The 12,848-nt window shown below is 65.8% G+C and carries 15 protein-coding genes; 8 read left to right on the top strand and 7 right to left on the bottom strand.

Annotation, left to right across the window (positions count from 1 at the left end):
• The coding region (locus AC2FM3_RS16905) for a phospholipase effector Tle1 domain-containing protein (protein WP_496684140.1) at positions 1-461 on the top strand (461 nt) is incomplete at its 5' end.
• Positions 462-464: 3 nt separating this feature from the next.
• Here AC2FM3_RS16905 and AC2FM3_RS16900 read toward each other — a convergent pair.
• Together AC2FM3_RS16900 and AC2FM3_RS16895 are read right to left on the bottom strand one after the other, a co-directional pair.
• On the bottom strand, positions 465-1,109 hold the full coding sequence (locus tag AC2FM3_RS16900) for an NUDIX hydrolase (protein ID WP_496684137.1): 645 nt from the start codon (positions 1,107-1,109) through the stop codon (positions 465-467).
• Positions 1,110-1,115: 6 nt separating this feature from the next.
• Positions 1,116-1,694, bottom strand: coding sequence for a GcrA family cell cycle regulator (locus AC2FM3_RS16895; RefSeq protein WP_496684135.1), 579 nt, complete (start codon positions 1,692-1,694; stop codon positions 1,116-1,118).
• 126 nt (positions 1,695-1,820) lie between these two features.
• Here AC2FM3_RS16895 and AC2FM3_RS16890 point away from each other — a divergent pair, with 126 nt between their 5' ends.
• Positions 1,821-2,624, top strand: coding sequence for an ABC transporter permease (locus AC2FM3_RS16890; RefSeq protein WP_496684134.1), 804 nt, complete (start codon positions 1,821-1,823; stop codon positions 2,622-2,624).
• On the opposite strand, the gene AC2FM3_RS16885 is transcribed toward AC2FM3_RS16890, so the two are convergent.
• Positions 2,614-3,504: a DMT family transporter gene (locus AC2FM3_RS16885; RefSeq protein WP_496684131.1), complete on the bottom strand. Its 891-nt coding sequence runs from the start codon at positions 3,502-3,504 to the stop codon at positions 2,614-2,616. The genes AC2FM3_RS16890 and AC2FM3_RS16885 overlap by 11 nt on opposite strands.
• Before the next feature lie 295 nt (positions 3,505-3,799).
• Here AC2FM3_RS16885 and AC2FM3_RS16880 point away from each other — a divergent pair, with 295 nt between their 5' ends.
• The 3 genes from AC2FM3_RS16880 to AC2FM3_RS16870 all read left to right on the top strand — a co-directional run bounded on the left by AC2FM3_RS16880 (position 3,800) and on the right by AC2FM3_RS16870 (position 6,383).
• Entirely contained in the window at positions 3,800-4,987 is a 1,188-nt protein-coding gene (locus AC2FM3_RS16880; RefSeq protein WP_496684128.1) for an aspartate aminotransferase family protein, read from the top strand.
• A gap of 68 nt (positions 4,988-5,055) precedes the next feature.
• The gene (argF, locus tag AC2FM3_RS16875) at positions 5,056-5,982 is read left to right on the top strand and encodes an ornithine carbamoyltransferase (RefSeq protein WP_149775691.1); all 927 of its coding nucleotides are present in this window, start codon (positions 5,056-5,058) and stop codon (positions 5,980-5,982) included.
• Between the two features lie 56 nt (positions 5,983-6,038).
• Positions 6,039-6,383 (top strand): 5-carboxymethyl-2-hydroxymuconate Delta-isomerase, encoded by a 345-nt coding sequence (locus AC2FM3_RS16870; RefSeq protein WP_496684125.1) that lies wholly within the window; start codon positions 6,039-6,041, stop codon positions 6,381-6,383.
• A gap of 14 nt (positions 6,384-6,397) precedes the next feature.
• Here AC2FM3_RS16870 and AC2FM3_RS16865 read toward each other — a convergent pair whose 3' ends face one another.
• Together AC2FM3_RS16865 and AC2FM3_RS16860 are read right to left on the bottom strand one after the other, a co-directional pair.
• The gene (locus tag AC2FM3_RS16865) at positions 6,398-7,003 is read right to left on the bottom strand and encodes a ferric reductase-like transmembrane domain-containing protein (protein WP_496684123.1); all 606 of its coding nucleotides are present in this window, start codon (positions 7,001-7,003) and stop codon (positions 6,398-6,400) included.
• A 5-nt stretch (positions 7,004-7,008) separates the two neighbouring features.
• Complete coding sequence (locus tag AC2FM3_RS16860; protein WP_222457027.1) at positions 7,009-7,497, bottom strand: peptidase associated/transthyretin-like domain-containing protein; 489 nt, start codon at positions 7,495-7,497, stop codon at positions 7,009-7,011.
• 206 nt (positions 7,498-7,703) lie between these two features.
• On the opposite strand from AC2FM3_RS16860, the gene AC2FM3_RS16855 reads away from it, so the two are divergent.
• From AC2FM3_RS16855 to AC2FM3_RS16845, 3 genes are all read left to right on the top strand, one after another.
• Complete coding sequence (locus tag AC2FM3_RS16855; RefSeq protein WP_496684121.1) at positions 7,704-8,546, top strand: phytanoyl-CoA dioxygenase family protein; 843 nt, start codon at positions 7,704-7,706, stop codon at positions 8,544-8,546.
• 102 nt (positions 8,547-8,648) lie between these two features.
• On the top strand, positions 8,649-9,611 hold the full coding sequence (locus AC2FM3_RS16850) for a pirin family protein (protein ID WP_496684119.1): 963 nt from the start codon (positions 8,649-8,651) through the stop codon (positions 9,609-9,611).
• Between the two features lie 78 nt (positions 9,612-9,689).
• Positions 9,690-10,685, top strand: coding sequence for a 2-dehydropantoate 2-reductase (locus AC2FM3_RS16845; protein ID WP_496684117.1), 996 nt, complete (start codon positions 9,690-9,692; stop codon positions 10,683-10,685).
• Here the strand turns inward: AC2FM3_RS16845 and AC2FM3_RS16840 are convergent.
• Together AC2FM3_RS16840 and AC2FM3_RS16835 are read right to left on the bottom strand one after the other, a co-directional pair.
• The gene (locus AC2FM3_RS16840; RefSeq protein WP_496684116.1) at positions 10,682-11,137 is read right to left on the bottom strand and encodes an NUDIX hydrolase; all 456 of its coding nucleotides are present in this window, start codon (positions 11,135-11,137) and stop codon (positions 10,682-10,684) included. The two genes, AC2FM3_RS16845 and AC2FM3_RS16840, sit on opposite strands and share 4 nt — an antisense overlap.
• A gap of 70 nt (positions 11,138-11,207) precedes the next feature.
• Positions 11,208-12,848, bottom strand: a 1,641-nt coding sequence (locus AC2FM3_RS16835; RefSeq protein ID WP_496684115.1) for an ATP-dependent RNA helicase, incomplete at its 5' end; no start/stop codon positions are given.

The following is a 12,848-nucleotide window of genomic DNA, read 5'->3' as shown; positions in this document are numbered from 1 at the left end:
TCCATCATCACCATCTGGGGCAGGCGACCCGAAACGGCTATCACGCGCTGGCGCTGGATGAGACGCGCGAAGTGTTCACTCCGGTCCTGTGGCAGGACACCGCCGACTTCAAGGGCCGTGTCGAACAGGTCTGGTTCCGTGGCACCCATGGCGACGTGGGCGGGCAGCTCAGCGGGTTCGAGCCGGCGCGGCCGTTGGCCAACATTTCGCTGGTGTGGATGCTGGACAAGGCCGAATTGCACGGTCTGCCGCTGCCCGAGGGCTGGCGCAGCCGGTTTCCCACCGATCCGCACGCGCCATCGGTCGGCACCTGGCGCGGGTGGGGCAAGATCTTTCTGCTGCGCCGCCACCGGTTGGTCGGGCAGGACCCGTCGGAACGACTGCATGTCTCGGTATCACCCAACGAGCTGCCGAAATGGGTGCATCTGCCGGCCGGGCCGCATTCGCACCCCGCGCAATAGGTTTCAGTCGAAACTCGCCGGACTGGGCGCACAGCGATGCGCGTCAAAGGCGGCGTGGATGTCGGCCTCGAGGTTGCGCACCTGCGAAAGGGCGGGCAGCGCATCGGGCGCGAAATAGCCCGCATCGCTGGTTTCGGCGCCTGGCTGCGGCGCGGTGCCGGACTCTGGGTCGCACAGGAAGAACAGCTTGTAGAAATCGCGGGCATCCGCCGGGTAGGGGTGCCGCGCCTTGTGGCGCAGGGCGTACAGGCTGTGCGCCCTGACCTGCAGCCCGGCTTCCTCAAAGACCTCGCGTTCGATGTTCTCCGCCGGAGAGCTACCGATATCTGCAAACCCGCCCGGCATGGCCCACAACCCGTCGCTGCGCTCGCGCACCAGCAGGATGTGGCCGTTCTGGATCACGGCGCCGCGGATGTCGATGCTGGGGGTGGCGTATCCGCCTGCATGGGGCGGTATCAGCCCCCCGATCCGCGACACGGGCACCCGGCCCAGATCGGCCAGCATGGCGCGGGCGATGCCGGCGATCTCGTCATAACGCTCGCGGTCGAAAGGGTCGGTGGTAAAGTGCTGGCCTGTCTCGGCCAGCGCCAACAATCGTTTGGCCTGCGCCAGCCAGGTATCCTCGGTCGCGGTCGGATCCCGGCACACCGGGTGTTACCGACGCCGGTCGCGGCGCGCACTCATGGGTTGGAAAGCGACACCCACATGCGCCTCGCAATAGGGTTTGCCCGGCTCGGCCGGCAGACCGCAGAACCAGAAATCATCCGTGGCCGGATCGCCCACGGGCCATTTGCAGGTCTTCTCGGTCAGTTCCATCAGAGACAGCTTCTTGGCCTTCTTCTCAACCTCGTTGACCTTGGCAAGCGCCTCGGGGCTGATTTCATTGGCCGAGGGCTGCGGCGGCAGCGGCTGGCCGGCCGGAATGATCTGGCGGCGCGGCGGCGTGGCCGGTTTTGCCTCGGCGGCCGGTGCGGCTGCCGCGGGGCGGGCCGGCTCGGTCTTGGGGGCGGGTTTGGGCTTGGCTTCGGCCTTGGGCGCGGGGGTCGGTTTTTCCTTGGGCTCGGCCTTGGCGGGTGCGGCGCCGGTGGTCCGGTTCGACAGGCCTAGGCGATGGACCTTGCCGATCACCGCATTGCGGGTGACCCCGCCCAGTTCCTTGGCGATCTGGCTGGCCGACTGGCCTTCGCCCCACATTTTCTTGAGCAGTTCTACGCGCTCGTCTGTCCAGGACATGGGTAGCCTTTCAAAAGCGGGAAAGCGGCCTCGGTCACGGGCCGCCTTCGGAATTCGTCTCAGCGCCCTATTCTAATCACTGCGGGCCGAGTTACAAGCGGTCATCGAATCAGATTGGGGGCAGGAATGCAGAATCTCGCGGATCAGGACATGCGCCGTTTCGGAGCGGTCAACTGGATGGGGTTGTGGACACTGGCCCAGCGCGAAACCCTGCGCTTTCTGGCGGTCTGGACGCAGACCCTGCTGGCGCCTCTGGTCACTGCTGGCCTGTTCCTGCTGATCTTCAACATCGCTGTCGGCCCGGGGCGGCCGGATGTGATGGGCGTGCCCTTTCTGACCTTTCTGGCGCCCGGGATCATGATGATGACGGTGATTCAGAACGCCTTTGCCAACACTTCGTCCTCGATGGTGATCTCCAAAGTGCAGGGTAACATCGTGGACACGCTGATGCCGCCGCTGTCACCGCTCGAAATCCTGCTGGGCTATCTGGCGGGCGGCATTGCGCGGGGCGTGCTGATCGCGCTGGTCGTGGCAGCGGCCCTGGCGCTGGTGTTGGGGCTGGTGCCGGCGCATCCGCTGATCGCGCTGGCCTTCGTGGTGCTGGGCGGTGCGTTCATGGGCGGTCTGGGCCTGTTTGCGGGCATCTTCGCCAACAAGTTCGACCAGATGGCGGCCATCACCAACTTCATCGTCACCCCGCTGGCCTTCCTGTCGGGCACTTTCTACTCGGTCGAGGCGCTGCCGCCGCTGCTGAACCGCCTCAGCCATGCCAACCCGGTGTTCTACCTGATCGACGGGCTGCGGTTCGGGATGATCGGCGTGTCGGACAGTTCGCCGCTGCTGGGGCTGGCCGTCTGCGGCGGGGCCACGTTGGCCGTCTGTGCGGTGACTTGGCAGATGCTGCGCACGGGCTACCGGCTCAAGGCCTGACCCGCCGCGCCCGACCTTCGCGCCACACCAGGATCAGCGCTCCGGTCAGGATGATGCCCGACCCGGTCACGCTGACCGCATCCGGGATCACGTCGAACACCGCAAAATCGTACAGGCCCGCAAAGATTAGCGTGGCATAGCTGATCGGCGCCACGAACGAGGCATCGGCCCGCGCCATGCCGTTGACGAAACAGGCCTGCGCACAGGCCATCAGCACCCCGATCCCGACCAGCGCTGCCCATTGCGCGGACGCAGGCGGTGCCCAGACCGCCAGCACCGCGACCGTGGCGATGGTCACACCCATCGCGTTGTTGACCAGCAGGATCTGGATCGGCGCCTCGCGGCCCGACAGTTTCTTGATGAAGATCAGCTCCATTCCGATCACAGCCGCCGCACCCAGCGCCAGCAGGGCGGCGGGCTGAAAGCTTGCGGGCGTCGGGCGCAGCAAGATCAAAGCGCCCGCCAACGCCACCGCTGCGGCCAGCCAGCGCCAGGCGCCGACGCCCTCTTTCAACAGCGGGATGGCCAGCACCATCGCGAATACCGGGTTCAGGAAAGATATCGCGGTGGCATCGGCAATCGGGATGTAGGCGACCGAGGCGAACATCAGCGAAATCCCCGCCCAGCCGAAACTGGTGCGACCCAGATGCAGCCCCCAATGCGGTCGCCGCAGCCGGGGGCGCAATACCGAAACGGTGGCCGCAATCGCGACGAAGGCAAACAGGAACCGCCCGTGGCTGATCTGCAGCGGATGCAGCGGCGGGCCCAGCGTATCTGTTCCCAGCGCCTTGGCCAGCAGCGTGGTGCCCGCGATGAAGGCGCTGGCGCAAAAGATCAGACCGGCGGCCAATGCCGGGTTGTGAGCCTTGGGCGTGAACATGGCCCAGCGGTGCGGCAGAGCGGCCCGAATGACAAGCCCCAAACGCCCACGGTTCCAACAAATTCAGCTGTCGTCGCGATTTCGGCTTTTCACATCGTGACGGTCCCGCTATACGAGCACCCATGATCAAAACCGTGCATATCCTGCCGCTCCGACGCCGACGCATCACCGCGTAACCGGCCCGTTTGATCCTGCGCGCGCGACCCAAATCCGCGCATCTCTCACCAAATCTGTTGACGAACCCGGTCTCAGTGTTTCAGTCACTGGGTTCAAGTTTTCCAAAAAGGATGATCCGATGATCCCGTCCGTTCTGCCGACCTACAATCGTGCTCCGCTGACCTTCGTTAAGGGCGAAGGCGCTTGGCTGACCGAGGCGGACGGCCGACGTTTCCTTGACCTGGGCGCGGGTATCGCTGTGAACGCGCTGGGCCATGCCCACCCGGCCCTGGTCAATGCCTTGACCGAGCAGGCGCATGCGCTGTGGCACGTGTCGAACCTGTACCAGATTCCGCAACAGCAGGCGCTGGCCGACAAGCTGGTGGATCTGACCTTCGCCGACACTGTGTTCTTCACCAATTCGGGCACTGAGTCCTGCGAACTGGCGGTCAAGATGGCCCGCAAGCATTTCCACGACAAGTGTCAGCCGGAAAAGGTCGAGATCATCACGTTCGAGGGGTCTTTCCACGGCCGGTCCTCGGCGGGGATCGCCGCGGCCGGGTCCGAGAAGATGACCAAGGGGTTCGGCCCGCTGCTGCCCGGGTTCGTACATGTCGCCTTCGGCGATCTGGACGGCGTGACCAACGCGATCAGCGACAAAACCGCCGCGATCATGATCGAGCCGATCCAGGGCGAGGGCGGTATCCGCCCCGTCCCCGATGTCGAGCTCAAGGCCCTGCGCCAGATCTGCGACGACAATGGGCTGCTGCTAATCCTTGACGAGGTGCAGTGCGGCGTCGGCCGCACCGGGAAACTCTTTGCCCATGAATGGGCGGGCATTACCCCCGACATCATGATGGTGGCCAAGGGCATCGGCGGGGGCTTTCCACTGGGTGCGGTGCTGGCCACCGAAGCGGCCGCCAGCGGCATGACCGCGGGCACCCATGGGTCGACCTATGGCGGCAACCCGCTGGGCTGCGCGGTGGGCTGCGCGGTTCTGGACCATGTGGCGACCCCGGCCTTCCTGGACGGCGTCAACCGCAAGGCGGGGCTGTTGCGCCAAAAGCTCGAGGGCCTTGTCGCCGATCACCCCGACGTGTTCGAAGAGGTCCGCGGATCCGGCCTGATGCTGGGTTTGAAATGCAAGGCGCCCAACGCCGACGTGGTCACGGCCGGTTATGACAACGAAGTCATCACTGTGCCCGCGGCCGACAACGTGATCCGCCTGCTGCCGCCGCTGACCCTGACCGAGGATGACATTGCCCAGGCCCAGATCCGCCTCGAGAAAGCCGCCCGGCAGGTTCAAAGCCAACTCGCCTCGGCCTGACGCCCCCTATTCCCAAATGCGCCGGGGGCGACGCCCCCCGGCAACCGACAGTGAAAAAGCGAACCGACATGAACCATTTCCTTGATATCCACAAAACCGACGCCGCCGCGCTGCGGTCGATGATCGACCAAGCCGGCGCGATGAAGCAGGCCCGGTTGGGCCGTCCCAAGGCCGCACCCGACGACGAACAGCCGCTGGCCGGCCGCATGGTGGCGCTGATTTTCGAAAAACCCTCGACCCGGACCCGCGTTTCGTTCGATGTGGGCGTGCGCCAGATGGGCGGGCAAACCATGGTGCTGTCGGGCAAGGACATGCAGCTGGGCCATGGCGAGACTATCGCCGACACCGCCCGCGTGCTGTCGCGCTATGTCGACATGATCATGATCCGCACCTTCGACGAAACCATCCTGACCGAGATGGCCGAATACTCGGACGTGCCGGTGATCAATGGCCTGACCGACCGCACCCATCCCTGCCAGATCATGGCCGACGTGCTGACCTACGAGGAACACCGCGGCCCCATCGCCGGGAAAAAGGTGGTCTGGACGGGTGACGGCAACAATGTCTGTGCCTCGTTCCTGCACGCGGCGGGCCAGTTCGGTTTTGACCTGACCTTTACCGGCCCGGCCCAGTTCGACCCCGAGGAAGAGTTCATGGGTTTCGCCCGCCAGAAGGGCTCGAAAATCGTGATCGAGCGCGACCCATACAAGGCCGTCGAAGGCGCCGATCTTGTCGTGGCCGACACCTGGGTTTCGATGCACGACTCGCAGTCGGCCAAGGAGCGCCGCCACAACCTGCTGCGGCCCTATCAGGTCAACGCGGAACTCATGTCCCACGCCAAACCCGATGCGCTGTTCATGCACTGCCTGCCCGCCCACCGCGAGGAGGAAGCGACCTCCGAGGTGATGGACGGGCCGAACTCGGTGATCTTTGACGAGGCCGAAAACCGCCTGCACGCGCAGAAGGCGGTGATGCGCTGGTGTTTGGGGGTCTGAAGCCCCTTAGAAATTCTATGGGAGCCGCTGGTTCTCTTTCAATTCTGGAGGCTCCCATGCCGCACGTCGTCCTGGAATTTTCAGCCGGGCTTGAGCAATCGCATGATTTTCAAGCCATATGCGAAGATCTCTATAAGGTCCTCGCCACGCATGAGGAATTTGACGCACCAACGCTCAAAATTCGCGCGATGCCGATCCCGTATTCCCACATCGGGACCGAGCCGCAGACGTTCATTCATGCCACTCTATTCCTGATGCAGGGCCGGGACGAGCCGACGCGAACCGAACTGAACACAATCATTCTGGATGTTCTGGCCGCCGGTGCACCGGCGGTCGGCAGCATCACGGTGCGGGATGTAGAGATGAACCGCGCCACCTATGCAAAGCGCCTGGCGACCTGAGCTGCGCCTGCCGTCTAAACTCGCGGTTTCACGTCCCAGACCTGCAATCTGATCAAGGCCCCGACGCAGGCGAACAATACAAGCCCACACAATGCGGCCTTGGTGACGGTTTCCATTGCGCCCTCGATCAGCAGGGCATGTACGACGGTGCCTAGAATGGTCACCAGCGCAAGACTGGCATGGGCCAACCGCCAAAGGCGGAACCGCCATCCCAGCCGGCTGCGCAGCGCGGCCAGCGCCACGGCGGCGAACGCTGCCAACATGGCCACCACGCCCCAGGCCGAGAAAGGGGTAGGCGACCGGAAAAGCAGGGCATCCACCACATCCGGGGGGCTGGTAACCCACAGCCCGCCGACGTGCAGGACAATCATGGCGATCAGGGTGATCCCGACCCAGCGGTGCACCATTCGGCTGCTCATCGCCGTCAGCCCCGGCAACACGCGCGCGGCCAGCAGGGGCTGTACCAGAAGCAATCCCAACCCGATGATCCCGGCAAAGCCTGCTGCGATGTAGATCGGGCTGCGCCATGCCAGATACGGGCTGAACCCCGCCACCACCACAGGCACCGCAACGGCGGCGATCAGCGCCAGCCAGACCGCGAGGACGCCCGGGCGCGGCACCGGGTTCAGACCGGTTGCAGAACGAAATGCGCGGCGAGGGTCTTGTCGCGCGCACTGGACATGATCGGGCGCAGGAACACGGTCTCGAATTCGCCGCTGTCATAGGCCAGATGTCCGTGCGGCTGACCAAAGGCGGGCACGATCTGCGGCATCTCCAGCCGGAATTCTCCGTTCGCATCGGTCAGGGTGGCGCCGTGGCTCTGAGGATCGCGCTCGTGGCCTTCGGTGGTATGCGCCCAGATCTGGATGCGCTGACCCGGCAGGGGCGCGCCGTCGCCGGCCCGCCTTACTGTGCCGGTCATCCAGAAGCCGCCGCCGCCGATACGGTCGACGATCGGCGCGCCCGGGCGATAGTTGTTCGATCCGCCCCGCATTGACGGGGTCGGCGCTAACCCACTGGCCCGCGCGGGCAGGATCAGGCCGCTGCCGGCCGTGGCGACCAGTGCGGTACCGGCCACCAACATGGTTCTTCGGTTCAGTGAATCTCCGGGCATCTAAACCTCTCCTGTGCTGACCCGGCAGCTGTTCCAACCGCCATGCTGGAAGAATAGCACGATCGCGGCTCATTCCGAGCGTTCCGGGCAAAAACCGGCCAACCGGCGGACGAAAGCGCATGGAATGGACCAAGGCGGCAATAATCTTTGACGCCTGCGCCATTCGGGTGCGATCCTTTTCTTTGCGCCACCAAGGGGGGAAGCCGATGACAGATGCCAACCTGCTGACAAAGGATGAAATCGCCGCCTTCCGCCGCGATGGTGCGGTGATGCTGCGCCAGAAATTCAGCGCAGACTGGCTTGAGTTGCTGCGCGCGGGCATCGACGCCGATCTGCAAACCCCGACCGAGAACTTCACCCGCCACACCAAGGACCCGGACGCGCCTGCCTATCTTGAGGATTACTGGGCCTGGAGCAAGATCCCCCAGTTCGAGGAATTCGTCCGCAACTCGCCCTGCGCGCCGATAGCTTCCGAATTGCTGGGCGCCGCGCCGATCAATCTGGTGATGGACAACTGGTTCCTGCGCGAGGCCGGATCGACCTCGCGCCCGCCATTCCATCAGGACCTGTCCTATTTCGATTTTGAAGGCTCGATGTGCGTGCTGTGGCTGCCGCTTGAACCGGTCAGCAAGAACAACGGGATCGCTTTCGTGCGCGGCTCGCACCTGTGGGACAAGCTGTTCATGCGCGTACGCTTTGCCGACGGGCACCCCAGTTACGAACCCACGCAGGTTGCAGGCCGCACCTATCACCCGCCACCGGACGTGAATGCCGATCCCGGCGCTTATGACCTGCTGCAATGGGATATGGATCTGGGCGACTGCATCTATTTCGACATGCGCACGCTGCACGGGGGGCTGTCCTCGGTCACGCCCACGGAAACCGTGCGCCGCTTCACCCTGCGCATGACCGGGCCGGACGGGGTGATCCGGTATCGCGGCGATTGGGCCAAGGAGGAGCGGGCGCAGTTTGAGGCCGCCGGCTATGCCGAGGGCGACCGGATCGCCGGCCCGTTTTTCCCGCAGCTCTGGCCCAGCGCACAGGGCTGATCCGGGCTGCAGCCTGTCTGTGCGCAGATGCACTTTGTCCGCCGGTATTTTGCGCTAGATTGGCAAGAGTGAACATCCCGCCGCACTGGATTGGAGGCCGACATGAGCTGGAACCCCACCCACAGCCCCGAATGCGTCAGCGAAGGTTCGGCGCTGGAAACCCTGATCATCCCGCGCGCCCGCGATCTGGGCGGGTTCGAAGTGCGCCGCGCGCTGCCCTCGGTCAAGCGCCAGTTGGTGGGGCCCTTCATCTTTTTCGACCAGATGGGACCGGCCGAGTTCATCACCGATGGCGGCATCGACGTACGCCCGCATCCGCATATCGGGCTGGGCACCGTTACTTATCTGTACCAGGGCGAATTTGAACATCGCGACAGCCTCGGAACCCATCAGATGATCTATCCCGGCGAGGTCAACTGGATGGTTGCGGGCCGCGGCGTCACCCATTCCGAACGCACCAGCGCCGAAACCCGCGCCAAGCGGCACAGCCTGTTCGGCATCCAGACCTGGATCGCGCTGCCCGAAGCGCACGAAGACATGGCCCCCGATTTCGAACATCACAAGCAGGCCGCGTTGCCGCATATCCAGGATGCCGGTGTCAGCGCCCGGCTGATCCTCGGCTCGGCCTATGGGGAAACCAGCCCGGTCACGATGCTGTCGGAAACCTTCTATCTGGACGTGCAACTGGACCCCGGCGCTGCCTTCCCGTTGCCCGACGATCACGAGGATCGGGGCGTCTACGTCACCCAAGGCTCGGTCGAGATCGCGGGTGACCGGTTCGAGGAAGGCCGCATGATGGTCTTCCGCCCGGGTGACCGACTGTCGGTGACTGCCGGGCCGGCGGGGGCGCGGCTGATGGTGCTGGGCGGAGCCACGATGAATGAGGATCGGTATATCTGGTGGAACTTCGTTTCTTCCTCGAAGGACAAGATCGAAACGGCGATCCGCGAATGGAAATCCGCCGATTGGGCCAACGGCGCCTTCCACCTGCCGCCGGGGGACGAGGACGAGTTCATTCCGATTACCCCGGAACTGGAACGCACCAAGCCCCGGCGCGCGCGCTGAACGTCACGTCAGCGCCCGCCCGGCTTGCCTACCCGAGGGATCCCGGCGATCCTTAGCGGCAAACGGGAAGGGGACGGCATGAGACTGGTGATCGCGGGCGCGGGCAGCATCGGATGCTATTGCGGGGGGCTGTTGGCCGATGCCGGCCACCGCGTCACGCTGCTGGGCCGGGCGCGGGTGCTGGACTCGATCCGGCAGAACGGGCTGACCGCGACCGACTATTCGGGCCTGCGTAAAACGATCCCTGCCGACCGTCTGACCCTTTCTGAAGACCCTGCCTGTCTGTCCGACGCCGATCTGGTTCTGGTCACAGTGAAAACCGGCGCCACCGTCGAAATGGCCGGCCTGATCGCCGCGTACACCCCGGCCGCGGCCCCGGTCATTTCGTGGCAGAACGGGATGGAAAACGCCCGCACCCTGCGCACCGCGCTGCCCGGACGGGACGTGCGCGCCGGGATGGTGCCGTTCAACGTGGTGCCTGCCGGTCCGGCCACCTGGCATCGCGCGACATCCGGCGACATCGTGATCGAGTCCGGTCCCGGCGCGCTGGCCCGCCGCCTGTCCACGCCCGATCTGCCCGTCACCGAAACCGACGGGATCGAGGCGGTGCAATGGGGCAAGCTGGTCATCAACCTCAACAATGCGCTGAACGCGCTGTCGGGTCTGACCCTGCGCGAGCAGCTGTTGAACCGCGACTGGCGCCGCTTGATGGCTGACCAGATGGCCGAGGCGCTGGCGGTTCTGGCCGCCTCCGGGCGCCCCGTGGCCTCTACCACGCCGCTGCCGGCCTCGATGACGCCGCATATCCTGCGCCTGCCCACGCCGCTGTTTTCGCGCATCGCGGCGCGGATGCTGACGATCGACCCCGCCGCGCGCACCTCGATGGCCTATGATCTGGATGCCGGTCGCCCGACCGAAATCGACAGCCTGCAGGGCGAGATCATCCGCTTGGGCCGCGAAACCGGCGCGCCGACCCCGATCTGCGACCGGGTGGCAGAGCTGATCACGCAGGGCGATACGGGTCCGCTGACCCCCGACCAGATTCGTGCCGGGCTGCGCTCTGCCGTTGGTTAGATCCGCAACAGCAGCTTTTTCAGCTCCGGTTCGTGGACGCGTTCGGACGCCTCTTGCGGCGAGACCCATTCGCGGGTGCGTTCGTGCATTTCGGGAAATTCATCGGCCAGATCGGTGACCCGCAGCCGATAGACCGTGGTGCAAACCGGATCGATCGCGCCGCTTTTGCGGACCTTGCCGTAGCAATAGCTGCCGACCGGCTCCGGATCGACCTCGGCGTTGCGCACGCCGGCCTCTTCCCAGGCCTCCTGCGCTGCGGCCTCGGCCCCGTTCAGCCCGTCAATCGGCCAGCCCTTGGGGATAATCCACCGCCCGGTGTCGCGACTGGTGACCATTAGCACCTGCGTATCGGGGCCATCGCCACGGGTACACAGCGCCGCGAACTGCACGAGGCGCGGACGCTGAAACAGGGGTTTCAGGACCCCCTCCCAGAATTTGTGCAGCCATGTCATTGCGGGTGCCTGCCGTTTTTTGTTGTTCTGCCTTCAGGACGGCGAGAGATATCAACCTGACAGATGGTATTCAAGCACCCCTGCGTTTGGCCCGCAGGGTCGGGTCGGCCTGGGTCGGGTCCTCGGGCCAGGGGTGCTTGGGGTATTGCGCACGCATGTCCTTGCGTACATCGGCATAGGACCCGGCCCAGAACCCCGGCAGGTCGCGGGTGATCTGGATCGGGCGCTGCGCGGGGGACAGAAGGGTGACCTTCAGCGGCTCGCGCCCCACCATCGGGTGCTGGGTGACCCCGAACATTTCCTGCAGGCGAACGGCGATTTCGGGCACCGCTTTGCCATAGTCGATCGGGACCTTTCGCCCCAGTGGCGTGACAAAGGCCGGGGGCGCGCGGCGGTCCAGTTCCTGCATCTGGTCCCAACTCAGCCGCGCCTGAAGGGCGGGCAGCAGGTCGAACCGCTTCCAATCCTCGGCGCTGCGCACGCCGGTCAGCATCGGCAGCAGCCAGTCCTCGAGCGTTGTCATCAGCCCGCTTTCCGAGAAATCGGGCAGGTCGACGCCTGCCGCCCGCACCAGCTCGACCCGTGCGGCCAGTCGCGCAGCCTTGCCCTCCAGCCTCAGGCCCAGATCGCGCACGCCGTCCAGCATCGCGCGGGCCACGGACTCGTCGGACACGTCCTTCCAGATGCGGTCATCGAGCACCAGCGCACCGAACCGTTCCTGCCGCCGGGCCACCACCCGGCGGTCCCGTTTCGACCAAGCGCAGGTCTCGACCCATTCGATCTGGTCGGCGAACAACGCGCGGATCTCGGCTTCGGTGATCTGCGCGGCCATGCGCAGCCGGGCCTCGCGCGGGTTGCCGTCAGTGTCGATCGCCACAAGGTACGGCGCTGCGGCCATCGGGTCGCCGGGGTCCATCACCACGCCCTTGCCGCCCGACAGCACATAGCGCGGCGCGTCGCCCTTGCGCCTCTGCCCGACCCGGTCGGGATAGGCCAGCGCGGCCATCGCCGCCGGGCCCAGCGGGTCGCCTTCAGTCTTGATCTGGCCGTGCAGCCGCTTCGCCTCGGACCGGATCCGGTCCAGAACGCCGGGATTGGCGGGCCAGACCCGGTTGCGCTGGTAGGCGCGCGGATCGCGCAGCGCCTCGAGCCGCAGCGACAGGTCCACTGGAGCGCCTTTCAGCGGGTCGCGCTCGGCCATCAGGGCAGCCAGCGGGGCGGCCTGCGCGCCGGCCGTTACCAGCATGTGTCCCAACCGCGGATGCAGGGGCAGGCCAGCCAGTGCGCGGCCATGTTCGGTGATACGGCCCTTGCCGTCCAACGCGCCCAGCATCCGCAGCAGCGCGCGCGCCTCGGCCAGCGCCCCCTCGGGCGGCGGTGTCAGAAAGGCCAGATCCTGCGGCTCGGCCCCCCACAAGGCCAGTTCCAGCGCAAGGCCGGTCAGGTCGGCGGCCTCGATCTCGGCGGGTGGAAAGGCGGGCAGGGCGCCTTCCTCACCCTTCGACCACAGGCGAAAGCACAGCCCTTCGGCCACGCGGCCCGCGCGGCCCGCGCGCTGGGTCGCCTCGGCGCGGGTGACGCGCTCGGTCACCAGCCGCGACATGCCCGAGCTCGGATCGAAACGTGCGCGGCGGGCCTGTCCCATGTCCACTACCACCCGGATGTCCGGAATGGTCAGCGAGGTCTCGGCGATCGAGGTGGTAAGCACCAC

This window comes from Ruegeria sp. BHSB172, assembly GCF_059613165.1.
The sequence above is the reverse complement of the archived record's forward strand: the minus strand, read 5'-3'. Positions and strand labels throughout refer to the sequence as shown.

Bases quoted from the DNA above. Each gene is read 5' to 3' on its own strand.
- AC2FM3_RS16895 (WP_496684135.1), bottom strand. From the start codon at position 1,694: ATGTCCTGGACAGACGAGCGCGTAGAACTGCTCAAGAAAATGTGGGGC.
- AC2FM3_RS16890 (WP_496684134.1), top strand. From the start codon at position 1,821: ATGCAGAATCTCGCGGATCAGGACATGCGCCGTTTCGGAGCGGTCAAC.
- AC2FM3_RS16885 (WP_496684131.1), bottom strand. From the start codon at position 3,504: ATGTTCACGCCCAAGGCTCACAACCCGGCATTGGCCGCCGGTCTGATC.
- AC2FM3_RS16880 (WP_496684128.1), top strand. From the start codon at position 3,800: ATGATCCCGTCCGTTCTGCCGACCTACAATCGTGCTCCGCTGACCTTC.
- argF (WP_149775691.1), top strand. From the start codon at position 5,056: ATGAACCATTTCCTTGATATCCACAAAACCGACGCCGCCGCGCTGCGG.
- AC2FM3_RS16870 (WP_496684125.1), top strand. From the start codon at position 6,039: ATGCCGCACGTCGTCCTGGAATTTTCAGCCGGGCTTGAGCAATCGCAT.
- AC2FM3_RS16860 (WP_222457027.1), bottom strand. From the start codon at position 7,497: ATGCCCGGAGATTCACTGAACCGAAGAACCATGTTGGTGGCCGGTACC.
- AC2FM3_RS16855 (WP_496684121.1), top strand. From the start codon at position 7,704: ATGACAGATGCCAACCTGCTGACAAAGGATGAAATCGCCGCCTTCCGC.
- AC2FM3_RS16850 (WP_496684119.1), top strand. From the start codon at position 8,649: ATGAGCTGGAACCCCACCCACAGCCCCGAATGCGTCAGCGAAGGTTCG.
- AC2FM3_RS16845 (WP_496684117.1), top strand. From the start codon at position 9,690: ATGAGACTGGTGATCGCGGGCGCGGGCAGCATCGGATGCTATTGCGGG.
- AC2FM3_RS16840 (WP_496684116.1), bottom strand. From the start codon at position 11,137: ATGACATGGCTGCACAAATTCTGGGAGGGGGTCCTGAAACCCCTGTTT.